This is a genomic window from Achromobacter sp. LC458 (assembly GCF_001005835.2).
Classification (GTDB): domain Bacteria; phylum Pseudomonadota; class Gammaproteobacteria; order Burkholderiales; family Burkholderiaceae_B; genus Achromobacter; species Achromobacter spanius_B.
This window is the reverse complement of sequence record NZ_LBHW02000031.1, coordinates 1-18,154: the sequence shown is the minus strand read 5'-3', so window position 1 is coordinate 18,154 and position 18,154 is coordinate 1. Positions and strand designations below refer to the sequence as shown.

Below are 18,154 nucleotides of genomic sequence, written 5' to 3'. Positions count from 1 at the left end.
TCGCGCTGTCGTCGGCGTTTCGCCGCGTTGCGCCACGTTTTGCCACGCGCGAGGCGCGACTTGGGCAAGCGTCATTCTGCTACAAGTGCTTGCCCGCCAGCGCCAGCGCCACGGCGTCGATGGTTTGCGCCACCGCGTCGCTGGCCAGGCAGTCGACGATGACGCGGTCGGGCTGGGCGCGCAGCCAGGTGATCTGGCGCTTGGCCAGTTGGCGCGTGGCGGCAATGCCCTGTTCCCGCGCGGTGGGCAGGTCGACCTCGCCGTCCAGATGCGCCCACATCTGCCGATAGCCCACGCAGCGCACGGACGGCAGGCCCGGATGCAGATCGGCCCGGGCGCGCAGCGCGCGCACTTCGTCCAGCAGGCCGTTGGCCAGCATGGCGTCAAAGCGCTGTTCGATGCGCGCGTGCAACGCGGCGCGCTCCGACGGTTCAAGGCTGATGGTCAGGTAGTGGTTGGCGTCGTCGTCGGGCTTTTGCTGGCCGCGCGACAGCAATGCGGACATCGGCTGACCCGCCAACTGGCAGATTTCCAGCGCGCGCTGGATGCGCTGGCTGTCGTTGGGCGCCAGGCGCGCCGCCGTGATGGGATCTTGCCGCGCCAGTTCGGCATGCAGCGCGGGCCAGCCCTGGATGGCGGCGCGCGCTTCGATTTCGGCGCGCAAGGCGGGGTCCGCCTGAGGCAGGTCGTCCAGCCCATCGCGCAGGGCCTTGTAGTACATCATCGTGCCGCCGGCCAGCAGCGGAATGCGCCCGCGCGCACGGATCTCGTCGATCAATCGCAGCGCATCGGCGCGAAACTCGGCGGCCGAATACGACTGCGCGGGGTCCAGGATGTCCAGCAGGTGCTGCGGTACGCGGGCCTGTTCCTCGGGCGAGGGCTTGGCGGTGCCGATATCCATGCCTCGGTAGATGGTGGCCGAATCGACGTTGACGATTTCCATCGGCCAGCGCTCGGCCAGGGCCAGGGTGGACGCGCTTTTGCCGGCGGCCGTGGGGCCGGCCAGGCAAATCACCAGCGGGGTATCGGGGGGCAGGGAAGAGGGCAAACTTATTGTCCGCGCAGAAAGAGCTTGTCCAGGTCGGACACCGACCATTGCACCCAGGTCGGGCGGCCATGGTTGCACTGGTCGGCGCGTTCGGTGGCTTCCATCTGGCGCAGCAGCCCGTTCATTTCTTCGATGGTCAACCTGCGGTTGGCGCGCACCGATCCGTGGCACGCCATGGTGGACAGCAGTTCGTTGCGTTGTTCGGTAAACAGGCGCGATACGCCCACGGCACCAAGGTCACGCAACACCGCGCGCGCCAGCGTTTCGATATCGCCACGCGCCAGGATGGCGGGCACCGAGCGCACGGCGATGGACGTGGGGCCGGAAGGGCGCATCTCGAAACCCAGCTCGCTGAGCTGCTCTTCAAATTCCTCGATCAGCGCCACGTCTTTTTCCTGGGCGTGGAACACCACCGGCACCAGCAGGTCCTGGCGCGGCAGGCTGCGCGCGTCCAACGCCTGCTTGAGCTGTTCGTAGACGACGCGCTCGTGCGCGGCGTGCATGTCCACCAGCACCATGCCCCGGCGGTTCTGCGCCAGGATGTAGATGCCGTGCAGTTGCGCCAGCGCCATGCCCAGCGGATGTTCCTCGTCCATGGGCAAGGAGGGCGCGGGCCGGGGCTCGCTGACCGGCGTGACCTGGGCGGCGGTATCGTCGTTCAGGGGGCGATACAGGGATTGCCAGTCGGCGGCGGGGATGCCGGCGGGCTCGCTATGCAGGCGGAACGGCACCTGGGTGTGAGCGCGTTGCGGCGCGGGCGACGGACGCAGGCCGTAGGCGGCGTTCTGGCCGGTGTAGCCGGGGCGAAGGGCGTTCGGCGCGGTACCGGAGGCACCGTGGCCGTCCTGAGTGCGTGCGTGGGCGGAGGCGGCGTCCGCGACGGCAGTGTGACCGGCATTGGCACCGGCGCCGGCGCCGAAGCCCGACCCAGAAGCCAAGCTCGATCCGGAACCCGATCCGGAAACTGAACCGGCCCCCAAGCCTGAACCAGAACCCAAGCCCGAACCGGCCGCCAAGCCAGAGCCGGCCGCCAAGCCAGAGCCGGCCCCCAAGCCAGAACCCGAACCCAAGCCAGAACCGGAGCCCCCTGCCGCCGTAGCCGACGCCACGGTCTCAAAGCCGCCGTCTTCCTCCTGCTCTTGCCGCGAAGGCGTGACGGCGGACGAGCCGCCCGTCTGCGCCAGCGTCTGGCCCACGGCGTGCGACACAAAACGGTGCACCGCGCCGCTATCGCGGAAGCGGACTTCGTGTTTGGCCGGGTGTACGTTCACGTCCACGGCGGCCGGGTCTATGTCCAGAAACAGCACGTACGCGGGTTGGCGGTCGCCGTGCAGCACGTCGGCATAGGCGGCGCGCAGCGCGTGGCTGACCGTGCGGTCGCGCACGTAGCGGCCGTTTACGTACAGGTATTGGCGGTCGGCACGGGCGCGGGCGGCGGTCGGGCGGGTGATCATGCCCGCCAAGCTGACGGTGCCGACCGAGTGCGACAACAGCAGCCCGTGCTCGGCGAATTCCGCGCCCAGCACGTCGCGGATGCGCTGGGGCGGCTCGGCCGGCAACCATTGCCGCTGCGCGCGATCATGGTGAAACAGGCGGAACGCAATCTGCGGATGCGCCAGCGCGATGCGTTCCATCGCGTCAACGCAATGGCCGAATTCGGTAGCCTCGGACCGCAGGAATTTGCGCCGCGCCGGCACGGCGTCGAACAGCTGGCGCACGTCCACGGTGGTGCCGGGTGGGCCGGAAGCGGGGCTGACCTGCATGCTGCCCGCATCGATCTGCCAGGCATGCTCGCCGTCGCGGGTGCGCGAAATGATGGTCACCTGGGCCACCGAGGCAATCGACGCCAGGGCCTCGCCCCGAAACCCCATCGACGCCACCGATTCCAGTTCGTTCAGCGAGCGGATCTTGCTGGTGGCGTGACGCGCCAGCGCCAGCGGCAGCTCGTCGGGCGGAATGCCGCCGCCGTCGTCCGTGACGGCAATACGGCGGATGCCGCCGCCTTCCAGGCGCACTTCAATGGCGCGGCCGCCCGCATCGATGGCGTTCTCAAGAATTTCCTTGAGCACGGAGGCGGGCCGCTCGATGACTTCGCCAGCGGCAATCTGGCTGATCAACAGGTCGGGAAGCGCAAGAATGGAACGGCGTTCTGTCATTAGGCTTAAGTCTGATGGTGCTGTGTGGACGATTTTAGCGTCATGGGCCGGTGGGCTATAGTCGCGAAGGTTTAACCTTCCTTCCGACTTCCAGGCCGCTGAATGCTCGAATTTTTCAATATGGTCCTCCACATCGACAAGACGCTGGGCGTCTGGGTCGCGCAATATGGCGTGTGGGTGTACCTGGTGCTGTTCCTGATCGTATTCGCCGAGACCGGCTTGGTCGTGTTGCCGTTCCTGCCCGGCGATTCCCTGCTGTTCATCGCGGGCGCATTCGGCGCCACGGGGCATATCGACCCGGTGTTGATGGCCGTGCTGCTGATCGTGGCCGCCATTTCCGGAAACACGCTGAACTACATGATAGGGCGCTACATCGGCCCGCGTGTGTTCTCCATGAACTTGCGCTTTCTGGACCGGGGCGCGCTGATGCGCACGCACGCGTTCTATGAAAAGCACGGCGGCAAGACGATCGTCATGTCGCGCTTCATTCCCGTTGTGCGCACGTTCGCGCCCTTCGTGGCGGGCGTGGCCGATATGTCGATGTCGCGCTTCCAGATGTTCAACATCCTGGGCGCCCTGTTCTGGGTGATCAGCCTGGTGGCGGCCGGTTATTTCTTCGGCAACATCCCGCTGGTGCGCGAACACCTGAACACCATCGTCCTGCTGGGCCTGGCCGCCGCCATCGTGCCCGTGGTGGGCGCGGGCGTGTTCAAGCTCATCAAGTCACGCCGGGCGTAACAGCCCAAGGGCCACCCCGCGCAACGCTGCGCGGGGTCGAAAAAAGGGCGATGCGCCATCAAGCGCATCGCCCTTTTTTTATCCCGACCGTTGTCGCGGTTGTTGGGGGTTACGCCGGCGGGTTCAGCTGACGTCGCCCAGACGCGCCAGCGGCGGGTTGGCCGTGAAGTAGCGTTGAATGCCGGTCATCATGGCTTGCGCCAGTTTGTCCTGGTGCGAATTGCTGCGCAACAGGGCTTCTTCCTGCGGGTTGCTGATGAAGGCGGTTTCGACCAGTACCGAAGGGATGTCCGGCGCTTTCAGCACGGCAAAGCCGGCCTGCTCGACGCTGTTCTTGTGCAGGCGGTTGATCTTCTTGATTTCGTCCAGGAAGGCGTTGCCCACCTTGAGCGAATCGTTGATCTGCGCGGTGGTGGACAAGTCCAGCAGCACCTTGGCCACCTGACGGTCGTGGCTGCCCAGGTTGACGCCGCCGATCAAGTCGGCCGCGTTTTCCTTGTCGGCCATCCAGCGCGCCTGCGCGCTGGACGCGCCACGTTGCGACAGCGCGAACACCGACGAGCCGTTGGCCGACGGCTTGACCCAGGCATCGGCGTGGATCGAGATGAACAGGTCGGCATGCACGCGGCGGGCCTTTTGCACGCGGACATGCAGCGGCACGAAATAATCGTCGTCGCGGGTCAGGTAGGCGCGCATGTAGGGCTGGCTGTCGATCAGCGCTTTCAGGCGCCGGGCGATGCGCAGCACCACGTCTTTTTCGCGCAGGCCGCTGCTGCCGATGGCGCCGGGGTCCTCGCCGCCGTGGCCGGGATCAAGCGCGATGGTCAGCATGCGCTGCTTGCCACGGCCGGCGGTGGCCGGGGGCGACTTGGGCGCGGTGGGCAGGGGCGGGGCCGGCTGCTGGCCGCGCACGCGCGGCGGCTCGGGCGGATCGGCCCGCGTAACCGGGTTGCGCTGGATGTCTTCCAGGATGCGCGCCAGGGGGTCGTCGACGTCGGGGCCGCTTTTGTTCAGGATCGCCACCAGCGGGTCCTGGGCGATCTTCGGGTACAGGTCCAGCACCAGGCGGTACTGGTAGTCGGCCACGGGCTTGAGCGTGAACACCTGCGGCGCCACGGGCTGCTTCAGGTCGAACACCAGGCGCACCACGTTCGGGCGGTTCTGCGCCACGCGCAGGCTTTGGATATAGGGGTCGTCGGGGCGGACCTTGGAGACGAGGTCGTTCAAGGCCGCGCTAAGGGTCAGTCCCTCGATATCGACGACCAGCCGATGGGGATTTTCAAGCGTGAATTGTTCCGCCTTCAGCTCGCTATCGAGCTCCAGCGTGACCCGGGTGTATTCGTCGGCCGGCCAGGTACGTACGGCCAGGATCGTTGCCGCCTGCGCCAGACGCGGCAGGACCGGCAAGACGAGCAGAGTGGCGGCGACGCTGATCAGGCGTCGTCGGGTGGCGCCTGCCGAGGGAAGGGCGCCGTCTTTGGCGGGGGGACAATCGCGTTCAACCATGTTTGTCCTCGTGCGGTGTACGCGGTCAGGGTGGCGTCGCGGCCCTCATCGGCATAAGCCAGGGAAATCAGCAAGTCGGGCGGGGGCAAAAGGCCCTCGGCCCGCTCCGGCCATTCGATCAAAACCACCGCGTCTTCACGCAGTAAATCCCGAAATCCTGCGTCCAACCATTCGCGCGAATCACTAAATCTATAAAAATCAAGATGATAGAAGTATAAGTTAGAAACTTTATAGGATTCAAGCAGCGCGTAGCTGGGACTTTTGATTCGGCCGGTGATGCCGCATTCGCGCAACAGGGCGCGGGTGAAGGCCGTTTTGCCTGCGCCAAGGTCGCCTTGCAGGTGTATGCAGGCGCCGGCGGGCTTGGTCTGTCCCCCGGAAACCAACGGGGCAAGCTGCCGCGCCAGCGATTCCGTGGCGGCTTCGTCGGGCAGGTGCAAGGTCAGGCTGCAAAGAGGGGCGGACATGGCGCGGGGCGAGTGGTAAAAAACGGTGGAGGGATTTCGGATTTCCGCAATTATAGGAATGCGGGTTTCTGCTAATCTATTTAGTGATTTTCATTCTCAATAAGTCGCTTGCGGCCGACGCCGCGCTTTGCGACTGTCAGCCGCCACGGAGTTGTACGCGCCATGAAGACCCGCATCGAAAAAGACACGTTTGGGCCGATCGAAGTCCCCGAGGATCACCTCTGGGGCGCCCAAACGCAACGTTCGCTGCATTTTTTCGCGATTTCCACGGAAAAGATGCCTGTCCCGCTGGTCAACGCCATGGCGCGCCTGAAGCGGGCGGCCGCCAAGGTCAATGCCGAGCTTGGTGAGCTGGACCCGAAGATCGCCGACGGCATCATTCGCGCGGCCGACGAAGTCATCGCCAGCAAGTGGCCCAACGAATTTCCGCTGTCGGTCTGGCAGACGGGGTCGGGCACGCAAAGCAACATGAACATGAATGAAGTGCTGGCCAATCGCGCGTCGGAACTGCTGGGCGGCGTGCGCGGCGAAGAGCGCAAGGTGCACCCGAACGACCATGTCAACCGCGGCCAGTCGTCCAACGATACGTTCCCGACCGCCATGCACGTGGCCGCCGCCGTCGAAGTCGAACATCACCTGCTGCCCTCGCTGAAGCAGTTGCGCGCCACGCTGGCCGAGAAAAGCGCCGCCTTCTACGACATCGTCAAGATCGGCCGCACGCATTTGCAGGACGCCACGCCCTTGACGCTGGGCCAGGAACTGTCCGGCTATGTGGCGCAGCTGGATCTGGCTGAACAGCAGATCCGCGCCACGCTGCCCGGCCTGCATCAGTTGGCCATTGGCGGCACGGCGGTGGGCACGGGCCTGAACGCGCATCCCGAATTCAGCGCCAAGGTGTCGGCCGATCTGGCGCATGCCACCGGCACGGCCTTTGTGTCGGCGCCCAACAAATTCCAGGCACTGGCCTCGCACGAGGCCTTGCTGTTCGCGCACGGCGCGTTGAAGTCGCTGGCGGCCGGGCTGATGAAGATTGCCAACGACGTGCGCTGGCTGTCCAGCGGCCCGCGTTCGGGCCTGGGCGAAATCAGCATTCCGGAAAATGAGCCGGGCAGCTCGATCATGCCGGGCAAGGTCAACCCCACGCAGTGCGAAGCCGTCACCATGCTGGCCGCGCAGGTCTTGGGCAACGACGTCGCCATCAATATTGGCGGCGCCAGCGGCAACTTCGAACTGAACGTGTTCAAGCCGCTGGTGATCCACAACTTCCTGCAATCGGTGCGCCTGCTGACGGACGGCATGGCCAGCTTCAACGCGCATTGCGCGGCCGGCATCGAACCCAACCACGAGCGCATCGCTGAACTGGTCGACCGGTCACTGATGCTGGTGACGGCGCTGAACCCGCACATCGGCTACGACAAGGCCGCGCAGATTGCCAAGAAGGCGCACAAGGAAGGCTTGTCGCTGAAGGAGTCGGCGCTGGCGCTGGGTTACGTGACCGAAGCGCAGTTCGCCGAATGGGTGGTGCCCGGGTCCATGACCAACGCGCACAAGTCGTAAACGTCTGGGGACAGGGCTCAAGCCCAAGCCCAGCCCAAGCCCAACAAGGCTGCCGACCCGGCAGCCTTTTTTTCGTCGGATCAGGGCTGCCCGGCCAGCAGCAGCCACATCGGTATCGTCACCGCGGAAAACAGCGTGCCCAGCGATATCAGCACCGCCACCATGCGCCCGTCGCCGCCCATGCGCATCGCCAGTACATAAGCGGCCGAGGCCGTCGGCAGGGCCGCGAACAGCAGCAGCATGCGCGCTTCCAGCGGCGGCAGGCCCAGCAGCATCGCCACGCCCAGCGCCACGGCGGGCAGGGCGACCAGTTTCACGGCCAGCATCCAGGCGATCAACGTGCCGTAACCCTTGCCGCCTTCCCAGGCCAGGCTGGCGCCTACGCAAATAATCCCCAGCGCCAGCGCCGCCGCGCCCAGCCGCCCCAGCACCGTGTCGACGGGGCTGGGCAGGTGCAGGCCCGCCAGGTTGCAGGCAAGCCCAACCAGCGTGGACACGACCAGGGGGTTGCGCGCCAGCTCGCGCAGCAGATTGCCGCCGTTGTGGCGCGCCAGGCCATAGACCGCGGCCACATTGGCCATGGGCACGGCAAAGCCGACGATCAGCGCCATCACCGTCTGGCCCTGCGTGCCGGCAAGGCTTGCCGACAGCGCCAGGCCGATATACGTGTTGAAGCGGTACCCGCACTGGGCCGACGACGCCAGCCCCACCGACGACGGCCGCAACACCCAGCCGGCCAGCCACGCCATCGCCACGCCGGCCACCACCACCGCCGCCGTGGCCTGTAGCAACATGGCCGCGTTGCCCGCGGTGATGGGCGTGCGCAGAATGGATTGGAACAGCAGCGCGGGGAACAGGACGAAGTAGACGAGACGCTCGGTGCCCGCAAAAAACTCGCGCGAAAAACCCAGCTTGTGACGCAGCGCCCAACCGAGCGCGACCAGCATGAAATCAGGGAAAACCAGGAAGGCGACCGACATGAGGAAAGGGTGTTTTAACAGCGCGTTGACCGGGGATCGGCACGCTATGCGGGTGTAAGCATTTGCTGCTATTCTCCGTCATTCTGGCGGGCGCGTCTGCCACAAGCACCTTATAAAAGCAGCGCCACACACGCTGCACAGAAGCAATGCGCTCCCACCGTTATCTGCTGGCCCGTCCACAGGCGGAGACCATCTCAAAACGGTCCGTTTACATACGGGCTCGCACTCTTGGAGGAAACACACCTATGAATAAAGTTCGCTCCCTGGCCGTTGCTATCGCTTTGGCTACCGGCGCCGCCGGCACGCTTGGCGCCTCCGTCGCGCATGCCGCCGACAAGTACCCCAGCAAGCCTATCCGCGTGATCGTTCCGTTCGCGCCCGGCGGTTCCACCGACATCATCGCGCGCCTCGTGACGCAACGCATGAGCCAGGAACTTGGCCAGCCGATGGTCGTGGAAAACAAGGGTGGCGCGGGTGGCGCCATCGGTGCCTCTGAAGCCGCGCGCGCCGATGCCGACGGCTACACGCTGTCGATCGCCACGGTCTCGACCATGGCCGTCAACCCGGCCTGCCGTCCGAAGGACCTGCCGTACGACCCGATCAAGGACTTCCAGCCGGTTACCAACTTCGCCAACACGGCGAACGTGGTTGCCGTGAATCCGAAGTTCCCCGCCAAGGACTTCAAGGGCTTCATCGAAGAACTGAAGAAGAACCCCGGCAAGTACTCGTATGGCAGCTCGGGCACGTGCGGCGTGCTGCACTTGATGGGCGAATCGTTCAAGATGGCCACGGGCACCGACATCGTGCACGTGCCGTACAAGGGTTCGGGCCCGGCCGTGGCCGACGCCGTCGGCGGCCAGATCGAAATCCTGTTCGACAACCTGCCGTCCTCGATGCCGCAGATCCAGGCGGGCAAGCTGAACGCCATGGCCATCGCCTGGCCCGAGCAGATTCCCGCCGTCAAGGGCGTGCCCACGTTCAAGGAAGCCGGCTTCCCGGTGCTGAACCAGCCGGTCTGGTACGGCCTGCTGGCCCCGAAGGGCACGCCGATGGAGGTCGTGAACAAGCTGCGTGACGCTGCCGTCGTGGCCTTGAAGGACCCGAAGGTCATCAAGGCGCTGGACGACCAGGGCTCGGCGCCGTCGGGCAACACGCCTGAAGAGTTCGCCAAGGAAATCAAAGAGCAGTTCGATTGGGCTCAAGACGTGGTGAAGAAGCAGAACATCAAGCTGGATTGATGCGGCTTGGGGCTGGCTGCCTAGCCGGTTCCTGATGCTGAAATGAGACGGGCGCCCTGACAGGCGCCCGTTTTTTTTGCCGTGCAGTGATGCCGGCACGACGGAGACACGACGGCGACACGACGGCGACACGACGGCGACACGACGGCGACACGACGGCGACACGACGGCGGCCGAATGCGCGCGCGGCCAGTCTTGCAACGTCGGCCCAGCTGCTTCAGCTACTCCATTTACCCGGACTACCCCGCCACATCCAAGGACGCCACGCGGGCGGCGCAGGCCGCGCGCAGCCGCTCGATCAGGTCAGCATGCAGCGCCGACAAAGGGTCCTGGTTGCGCACCATGATGCTGATCGGCACGCGCAGCGCGGGCTCCAGGCGGCGCAGGCTCATGCCGGGACGCAACATGGCCTGCGCGGTGATGGCGTCGACAATGGCGTCGCCGCAACCCGCGTCCACCAGCGCGCAGGCCACGTAATGCGTTTGCACCTGGATGGAGACCTGCGGCGCCAGCCCCTGTGCGTCCAGCGCCATTTGCAGCAACGCGCCGGACGCATCGCCCGCATCCAGCACGATCAGCGTTTCACCGGTGGGATCGGCCAGTTCGGCCAGGCGCATGGGCCCCGTGGCCGGCCGACGGCTCAGGTGCACAAGCTCGGTGTGGCCCAGGCCGGTGCGCGTCAGGCCGGGATAGTCGTTGGTGTCGAAGGTAATGGCCAGGTCCAGCTCGCGCGTGAGCAGGCCTTGCACGAGTTCCGCACTGTGATGCGTGTGGATGTCGAACGTGATGCCGGGCTGCGCGTCGCGGCTGTCGCGCACCACGCCGGGCAGCAGGCCCAGACCCAGCGCGGGGGCGCAGCCCAGGCGCAAATGCCCATGCGGCCGGTCGCGCAGGTTGGCGACCAGCCGGCGCACGCTGTTCAGGTCCTGGTTCAGCCGCGCGACCTCGGGCGTCAGGATCTCGGCTTCTCGGGTGGCCACCAGCCGGCCTTTGACACGATCAAACAGCTTGAAGCCCAGCTGCGCCTCGGCGTGCGCCAGCAGCTTGCTGGCGGCCGGCTGCGAGATATGCAGCGCGGCGGCCGCCTCGGTCAGGGAACCGGTACGACGGATCGCTTCGAAGATTTCGATGTGGCGCAGGCGCATGGCAGGACAGGATAGGGGACCGGAACCGCGATTCTAAGCGGTTGACGGCGCGCGACCCGCTGGCCGATCATCATGGACGCCTGCCGGACACCCGGCGCCACCCTGGAGCTCACCATGCGCGCTTGCCGCCACGCCGCCGCCATCTTGCTTGCCGCCACCCTGACGGCCAGCATGGCCCCCGTCCCGGCCGCTTGGGCCCGCACGCCGGCCACCGAAGACATCAACCCCGAAGCCGCCAGCGGCGCCAAGGCGCGCGAACTGGTTCGCGCCAAGCATTACATGATGGTGTCGGCCAACCCGCTGGCTACCGAGGCGGGCGAGGCCATGCTGCGCAAGGGTGGCTCGGTGATCGACGCCGCCATCGCGACGCAGCTGGTGCTGAACTTGGTCGAGCCCCAATCGTCCGGTATCGGCGGCGGCGCCTTCATCGTGTGGTATTCGGCCAAGTCCGGGCGCATCCAGACCATCGACAGCCGCGAAACCGCGCCCGCCGCCGCGCGCCCCGACCGTTTCCTGGACGCCGACGGCAAGCCGCTGCCGTTTGCGCAGGCCGTCAACAACGGCATGTCGGTGGGGGTGCCAGGCTTGTTGCGCGGCCTGGAACTGGCCCACAAAGAAGCGGGCGTGCTGCCCTGGGCCGACCTGTTCCAGCCCGCCATCGACCTGGCTGAACAGGGCTTTGCCGTGTCGCCCCGCCTGCACACGCTGCTGGCCGGCAACAAGGCGCTGCCCACGCAGGCCGCCGCCGCGGCGTATTTCTACGCGCCCGACGGCGCGCCGTGGCCGGTAGGCCATGTGCTGAAAAATCCCGAATTCGCGCGCACGCTGCGCGCCGTGGCCAAGCAGGGCGCCGATGCGTTCTACCAGGGTGACATCGCGCGCGACATCGTGGCCGCCGTGCACGGCCACGCCAAGCCGGGCGACCTGACGCTGGCGGACCTGGCCAACTACCGCGCCAAGACGCGCGACCCGGTGTGCGGGCCGTATCGCGGCTACCAGTTGTGCGGCATGGCGCCGCCCAGCAGCGGCGGCATCGCGGTGTTGCAGATGTTGGGCGAGCTGGAACAGTATCCGCTCGCCACCTACGCGCCCGGTTCCGTGCAGGCCGTGCATTATTTTTCCGAGGCGGGCCGGCTGGCCTTTGCCGACCGCGACTTCTACGTGGCCGATCCGGACTTCGTCAACGTGCCGGTGCGCGCGCTGCTGGACCCGGCCTATCTGCGCACGCGCGGGGCGTTGATTCAGCCCGACCGCAGCATGAAGGTGGCCCTGCCCGGCGACCCCGAAGGCAAGCTGCTGACCCTGGGCCGCGACAACGCGCTGGAAGTGCCGTCCACCAGCCACCTGGTCGCGGTGGACGCCAAGGGCAACGCGCTGTCCATGACGACCACCATCGAAAGCGAGTTCGGCAGCAAGATCTTCGTGCGCGGTTTTTTGCTGAACAACGAAATGACGGATTTTTCTTCGTCGTTCAAGGACCCCGAAGGCCGGCTCGTGGCCAACCGCGTCGAAGCGGGCAAACGGCCGCGCAGCTCGATGGCGCCCATGATCGTGCTGCGTGACGGCAAGCCCTTCATGCTGGTGGGATCGCCCGGCGGCAGCGCCATCATCAACTATGTGGCCAAGACCATCGTGGGCGTGCTGGATTGGGGGCTGGACATGCAGGCTGCCATCGCGCTGCCCAACATGGGTAGCCGCAACAAGGAAACCGAACTGGAAAAGGGGACCGCGCTGGAGGCGCTGGCGCCCGCGTTGGAAGCCATGGGGCATCCGGTGCGCATCACGGAATTTCCCAGCGGGATACACGGCATCGTGATCGATGCGCAGGGCTTGCAAGGGGGCGCGGACCCGCGCCGCGAAGGGCTGGCCAAGGGCGGTTGAAACCGCGCAAGGCGGGAGCAAGGCGGGGCGCGATGCGCACCCGCCCATTTCGGGCAAGGCCCATGCCTTGCCGCCCCGCCAGATCGACGCTGTGACGTCCGATCAAGCGGTCCCGCGACCCCGCAATGCCGCCTCAATCCAGCGAGGCCGGGTCGATCTCCATGCGCGCTTCCTTGCGGTGCGCCACGTACGTCACGCCCCACATCACCACGCCCAGCAGCAGCAACCAGCCCGCCACCTGATATTGGATGACGTCGCGCCCGGTCAGCGGGGTCACCATGAACAAGCACGCCGCCGCGCCCAGCCACGGCACGATGCGATTGATCGTGAAGTGCTGATGCTGGACCTTGTCGCGGCGCAGGACCAGCACCGCCACGTTGACGAAGGCGAACACACCCAGCAACAGCAGCGCCGTGGTGCCGCCCAACGCGCGGATGGCTTCGGAGTCGGCCAGCGACACCAGGATGATCAGGCCGAAGGCCAGCACGGTCGTGAACAGAATGGCCGTCCACGGCGTCTGGTTCTTGCGATGCACGTGCGCCAGAAAGGCCGGCAGCACGCCCTGGCGCGACATGCCGTACAGGAGGCGGCTGGCCATCATCATGTTGATCAGCGCCGAATTCGCCACGGCAAACATCGAGATGATTGGCATGATGTATTCCACCGGCAGGCCCGGGGCGGCGCGCTTGACCACCAGCACCAGCGGCGTCGAGCTCTTGGCCAGTTCGCCCACCGGCACCAGCGCCACCGCGCAGATCGACACCAGCACGTAGATCACGGCCGTAATGCCCAGCCCCGTCAACATCACCTTGGGAAAAATGCGGCTGGGCTCGTGCGTTTCCTCGGCCATGTTGACCGAGTCCTCGAACCCGACCATCGCGAAGAACGCCAGCGCGGTAGCCGACGTGACGGCCAGGAACACGCTTTTATCCTCGGGCGTGTCGAACGCCACCACGCGCGAGAAATCCGCTTGCCCGCCGGCGATGGCATAAAAGCCCAGCAGGATCACCATCAGCAGGCCCGACAGCTCGATCAGCGTCAGCACCACGTTTGCCTTCACGCTTTCGGCCGCGCCGCGCAGGTTCACCAGCATCACCAGCAGCATGAAGCCCAGCGCGCCGAACGTGATCCACGTCTTCTCGGCCTTGATGCCGAATGCGGCGAACAGGTTCGCGGCGAATGCCTGGGACGCCGTGGCCGCCGATGTCAGCCCCGAACACATGACGGTGAAGCAGACGATGAAGGTCAAAAAGTGCACGCCGAACGCCTTGTGCACATACAGCGCGGCGCCTGCCGCCTTGGGGTACTTGGTGACCAGTTCCAGGTAGGACAGCGCGGTCAGCAGCGCGATGGCAAACGCCACCAGGAAGGGCAGCCAGGCCGCGCCGCCAACTTCGGCGGCGACCTGGCCGGTCAGTGCATAAACGCCTGTGCCCAGGATGTCGCCAACAATGAACAGCAACAGCAGCTTGGGGCCCATCACGCGCTTGAGCGGCGCGTTTTCCGATTGCGATGGGGCTTTTACATCGGTTGTAGCCATCTTCTTTTTCTCCTCTTTCTTTGACTCGCGGGAGGCGACCCGAAAAGTCTAAGGGGAGGACGTAGCAGCCGTTGCTACAGCGGTGCAACGAAATGTCTTAGTTGTTGGTATTCGTTGATGGCGCCTCTTGCAGCGCGGGCGGCAGCTTGCGCAAGGTGGCGGGCGTGCGCGACAGCTTGATGGGCGAGCCCACCCCCTTGTAGTCGCCCTGTTCCACCACCATGCCGCGATGGCGCGTGTGCGGGTGCGCCAGCGCCTCGTCCACCGTCTGCACCGCCGCGGCGGGCACGCCCGCGCGCAGCAGGCGGTCGGCCAATGGCGCGGCGTGTTGCGGCGCCAGCAGGTCCGACAAGGCGTCGCGCAAGGCCTGGCGGTTTTGCAGGCGATCGGCGTTGGTGGCAAAGCGCGGGTCGGCGGCAAGTGTCGGCGCGTTCAGCACCTGCGCCATCAATGCAAACTGCCGGTTGTTGCCCACGGCCAGGAAGATCGGGCCGCTGGCGGTGGGCAGCGTTTCGTAAGGCGCGATGTTCGGATGCGCGTTGCCACTGCGCTTGGGCACCTTCCCGCTGTAGAAAAAATTGGCGGCGTGCGGATGCAACAGCGACAGCGCGCAGTCGTACAAGGTGATGTCCAGGAACTGGCCCAGGCCGCTGCGATGGCGTTCGTTCAGCGCCAGCAGGATGGCGACGGCGGCGTTCAAGCCAGTCACCATGTCCACCACCGGCAAGCCCACGCGCGTGGCGTCGCCGTCGGCTTCGCCGTTCACGCTCATCAGGCCGCACATGGCTTGCGCGCAGGCGTCGTAGCCCGGCAAGCCGCCCAACGGGCCATCGGCGCCGAACCCGCTGACGCGGCAATGCACCAGCTTGGGAAACGCCTGGCTTAACGTGTCAAACCCCAGGCCCCATTTTTCCAACGTGCCGGGCTTGAAGTTCTCGACCAGCACGTCCGCGTCGGCCAGCAGATGGCGCAGCAGTTCCTGGCCCGCCGGTTGCGACAGGTCCAGCGTCATGCCTTCCTTGTTGCGGTTCACGCCGATGAAGTACGAAGCCGTGTCGCCCAGGAAAGGCGGCCCCCAGCCGCGCGTTTCATCACCGCCCGGCGGCTCGATCTTCAACACGTCGGCGCCGTGGTCGGCCAGGATCTGCGTGCAATACGGGCCGCCCAGCACGCGCGACAGGTCGATGACTTTGCAGCCGGCAAGCGCGCCGGCGTTCGGTAGGGTAGGGGCCATGGGTGGTCTGCTTCAGTCGATGGAAACGTTGGCGCTCTTGATCAGCTCGCGCCACTTGGGGACTTCGGTGGTGATGAACGCGGCCAGGCCTTGCGGCGTCTGGTCTTCTGCGGCAACGATGCCTTGCGAACGCAGCGTCTGTTCGATGGCCGGGTCCGATAGCGCCGTCTTGAACGCGCGGTTCAAGGTATCGACCACATCGGCCGGCGTGCCCTTGGGCGCCACGATGCCGAAGAAGACGCTGACGTCGTAGCCCGTCAGCCCTTGCTCGGACAAGGTGGGCAGGTCGGGCAATGCGTCAGAGCGTTGCGCGCTGGCCAGGCCGATGGCGCGCAGCTTGCCGGCCTTGATGTAAGGCAGCGCGGTCAGGATGTCGGTGAATGACATCGATACCTGCCCGCCCAGCAGATCGTTCAGCGCCGGGCCCGTGCCCTTGTACGGGATGTGCATGATCTTGGTGCCGGCCATCTGGTTGAACAGAATGCCGGCCAGATGCGATGACGCGCCGTTGCCCGACGAGGCGTAGCTGAGCTTGTCCGGATTCTGCTTGGCGTACGCGATGAGCTCTTTGGCGTTGTTGACCGGCACCGACGGGTTCACGACCAGGATGTTGGGCAGGTGGCCCAGGCGGATGATCGGCGCGAAGCTGGTTTCGGGGTTGTAGCCCTGCTTCTTGTAAAGGCTGACGTTGATGGCCAGCGGGCCGGACGTGCCGAACAGGATCGTGTAGCCGTCGGGCTTGGCCGACGCCACGTATTCCGAGCCGATGTTGCCGCCCGCGCCGCTGCGGTTTTCGACGATGACGTTCTGCTTGAGCGGTTCACGCAGCTTTTCGGCCAGGCGGCGCGCCATGGCGTCGGTGGGTCCGCCCGGCGGGAACGGCACGATCAACGTGATGGGTTTGGCGCTGGGGTAAGCATCGGCCGCCAGCGCGGGCGCGGCGGGCGCCACGGTGGTGGCCACGGCCAGCAGCAAGGGGGCAAATAGGCGTTTCATGGTGGTGTCTCCTGTGAGGGGGGCGCGCCGGCTGTGCCGCCGGCGTCGCGGATTACAGCGCGTACTGCAAGATGGCCTGGCAGGCGGCGCTTTCGTTGGGGGGAATGGCGTAGGGGTCGCGCGGCGCCAGGCGGTGCAACAGCACCTGGTCGGCCAGTTGCGCACGGCTTTGCATGCCCGCGTCCGTGGCTTCCCAGCGCAAGGCGGCCATGGACACGGCGTGGTAAAGCAGGGACGCCGCCTGGCGGGCCAGTTCGGCGTGGTCGCCCATCGCGGCGTGCTCGGCCAGCGCAAAGGTCTTGGCCAGCGCGTCGGCCTGCAACGCGGCCAGCGCGGGCGGGCAGGGCGCGCCGTCTGCCAGCAGCTGGTCGATATGGGCGCGCAGCGCGGGCAGCGAATTTTCTTTCTTGATGGCGCGCAGCACGTCCAGCGCGACGATGTTGCTGGTGCCTTCCCAGATGGATCCCAGATGCGCGTCGCGCACCAGGCGCGGCTCCGTCCATTCTTCGATATAGCCGCAGCCGCCGCGCACTTCCATCGCGTCGCCCGTCACCTTGCGCGCGTCGCGGCAGGCGCGGAACTTGATCAGCGGGGTCAGGATGCGCGCCAGCGCCGGGTCGGCGGTGCCCTGGTCGGCGTCGGCCAGCGCGCGCGCCGTCTGGAACATGACGCTGCGCGCCTGCTCGGCCCAGACCGTCATCTTGACCAGCTGGCGTTGCATCAGCGGCATGTCGATCAGGCGCTTGCCGAAGGCGCGGCGCTGCTGCGATACGAAGATCGCTTCGGTCACCGCGCGGCGCATCAGCCCGGCCGCGCGCATGCCGTTGGACAAGCGCGAGTTATTGATCATGTCGGCCATGTGCTTGAAGCCCCGGCCGCGCTCGCCCACCAGCCAGGCCACGGCGCCTTCCAGCCGGATTTCGCCGCTGGCCATGGACCGCGTACCCAGCTTGTCTTTCAGACGCAGGATGCGGTAGTGGTTGTGGCTGCCGTCGGCCAGGTCGCGCGGCAACAGGAACAGCGAGACGCCTTTCAGGCCGGGCGCGGTTTCGCTGCGCGCCAGCACCATCGCAAAACCCGCGTCGGGGTTTGAGCAGAACCACTTGTCGCCATGGATGCGCCAGCTGCCGTCCGCTTGCAGGTCGGCGGTGACTTCGGTGGCGCTGACGTCCGAGCCCGCGCCTTGTTCCGTCATGAACATGGCGCCTTGGCGCAACGCGTCGAAATCCTGCGTGGTCACTTGCGGCAGCACGCGTTCCACCAGCGCCGGGTCGCCGAACTTGCGCAGCGTGCGCGCCAGCGAATCGGTCATGCTGACCGGGCAGCACAGGCCGAATTCCGCTTGCACGAACAAATGGCTCAACGCGTACTTGGCGGCGGCCGGCATGGGTTCGGGCCAGCCCAGCACGCCGCCGCGATGCGACAGCGCGGCCAAGCCGAATTCGCTGTACGCCAGCCGTTCCAGTTCCACATAGGCGGGGTGCTTGTCCACCCGCGATTCGTCGGCCCCGGCCCGGCTGCGCACCGACAGCGTGGGCGGATGCTTGTCCGCCGTGGCGGCCAGTTCGTCCATCACGCCTCCGGCCAGGCCGCCCAGGCGTTCCAGGTGGGGCAGCAGGTGGGCGTGCAGGGGGGCGGGCAGGTAGCGCCGGCTGAGCGCGGCGGCGT

At 66.4% G+C, this 18,154-nt stretch carries 14 protein-coding genes; 4 read left to right on the top strand and 10 right to left on the bottom strand.

Annotated elements, in window-relative coordinates:
* Window positions 1–79: 79 nt before the first annotated feature.
* On the bottom strand, window positions 80–1,048 hold the full coding sequence (miaA, locus tag YH64_RS21925; protein WP_046806463.1) for a tRNA (adenosine(37)-N6)-dimethylallyltransferase MiaA: 969 nt from the start codon (window positions 1,046–1,048) through the stop codon (window positions 80–82).
* Window positions 1,049–1,050: 2 nt separating this feature from the next.
* A complete protein-coding gene (gene mutL, locus YH64_RS30405; protein WP_046806462.1) occupies window positions 1,051–3,204 on the bottom strand; it encodes a DNA mismatch repair endonuclease MutL in 2,154 nt (717 codons plus the stop codon).
* 102 nt (window positions 3,205–3,306) lie between these two features.
* Here mutL and YH64_RS21905 point away from each other — a divergent pair, with 102 nt between their 5' ends.
* Window positions 3,307–3,942 (top strand): VTT domain-containing protein, encoded by a 636-nt coding sequence (locus YH64_RS21905; RefSeq protein ID WP_082134590.1) that lies wholly within the window; start codon window positions 3,307–3,309, stop codon window positions 3,940–3,942.
* Between the two features lie 123 nt (window positions 3,943–4,065).
* Here YH64_RS21905 and YH64_RS21900 read toward each other — a convergent pair whose 3' ends face one another.
* Window positions 4,066–5,448, bottom strand: a complete 1,383-nt coding sequence (locus YH64_RS21900; RefSeq protein ID WP_046806461.1) for an N-acetylmuramoyl-L-alanine amidase — start codon at window positions 5,446–5,448, stop codon at window positions 4,066–4,068.
* Window positions 5,376–5,915 carry a tRNA (adenosine(37)-N6)-threonylcarbamoyltransferase complex ATPase subunit type 1 TsaE gene (gene tsaE, locus YH64_RS21895; protein ID WP_046806460.1) on the bottom strand — a complete coding sequence of 180 codons (540 nt, stop codon included), beginning with the start codon at window positions 5,913–5,915 and terminating at the stop codon, window positions 5,376–5,378. The genes YH64_RS21900 and tsaE overlap by 73 nt, the downstream gene beginning before the upstream one ends.
* A 162-nt stretch (window positions 5,916–6,077) precedes the next feature.
* Between tsaE and fumC the strand changes: the two genes are divergently transcribed.
* Window positions 6,078–7,472 carry a class II fumarate hydratase gene (fumC, locus tag YH64_RS21890; protein ID WP_046806459.1) on the top strand — a complete coding sequence of 465 codons (1,395 nt, stop codon included), beginning with the start codon at window positions 6,078–6,080 and terminating at the stop codon, window positions 7,470–7,472.
* Between the two features lie 80 nt (window positions 7,473–7,552).
* Here fumC and YH64_RS21885 read toward each other — a convergent pair whose 3' ends face one another.
* Entirely contained in the window at window positions 7,553–8,452 is a 900-nt protein-coding gene (locus tag YH64_RS21885; RefSeq protein ID WP_143215487.1) for an AEC family transporter, read from the bottom strand.
* Between the two features lie 245 nt (window positions 8,453–8,697).
* Here YH64_RS21885 and YH64_RS21880 point away from each other — a divergent pair, with 245 nt between their 5' ends.
* Complete coding sequence (locus YH64_RS21880; RefSeq protein WP_046806457.1) at window positions 8,698–9,690, top strand: tripartite tricarboxylate transporter substrate binding protein BugE; 993 nt, start codon at window positions 8,698–8,700, stop codon at window positions 9,688–9,690.
* Window positions 9,691–9,929: 239 nt separating this feature from the next.
* Here the strand turns inward: YH64_RS21880 and YH64_RS21875 are convergent, their stop codons facing one another.
* Window positions 9,930–10,835, bottom strand: coding sequence for a LysR family transcriptional regulator (locus YH64_RS21875; RefSeq protein ID WP_104143488.1), 906 nt, complete (start codon window positions 10,833–10,835; stop codon window positions 9,930–9,932).
* A gap of 114 nt (window positions 10,836–10,949) precedes the next feature.
* On the opposite strand from YH64_RS21875, the gene ggt reads away from it, so the two are divergent.
* The gene (gene ggt / locus YH64_RS21870; protein WP_046806456.1) at window positions 10,950–12,716 is read left to right on the top strand and encodes a gamma-glutamyltransferase; all 1,767 of its coding nucleotides are present in this window, start codon (window positions 10,950–10,952) and stop codon (window positions 12,714–12,716) included.
* A gap of 133 nt (window positions 12,717–12,849) precedes the next feature.
* Here ggt and YH64_RS21865 read toward each other — a convergent pair whose 3' ends face one another.
* The 4 genes from YH64_RS21865 to YH64_RS21850 form a co-directional block, all read right to left on the bottom strand.
* Entirely contained in the window at window positions 12,850–14,256 is a 1,407-nt protein-coding gene (locus YH64_RS21865) for an APC family permease (RefSeq protein WP_046806455.1), read from the bottom strand.
* Between the two features lie 97 nt (window positions 14,257–14,353).
* Window positions 14,354–15,490 (bottom strand): CaiB/BaiF CoA-transferase family protein, encoded by a 1,137-nt coding sequence (locus tag YH64_RS21860; RefSeq protein ID WP_046806454.1) that lies wholly within the window; start codon window positions 15,488–15,490, stop codon window positions 14,354–14,356.
* A 12-nt stretch (window positions 15,491–15,502) separates the two neighbouring features.
* Window positions 15,503–16,486, bottom strand: a complete 984-nt coding sequence (locus tag YH64_RS21855) for a tripartite tricarboxylate transporter substrate binding protein (RefSeq protein WP_046806453.1) — start codon at window positions 16,484–16,486, stop codon at window positions 15,503–15,505.
* A 52-nt stretch (window positions 16,487–16,538) separates the two neighbouring features.
* A partial coding sequence (locus tag YH64_RS21850; RefSeq protein WP_143215486.1) for an acyl-CoA dehydrogenase family protein occupies window positions 16,539–18,154 on the bottom strand: 1,616 nt, incomplete at its 5' end.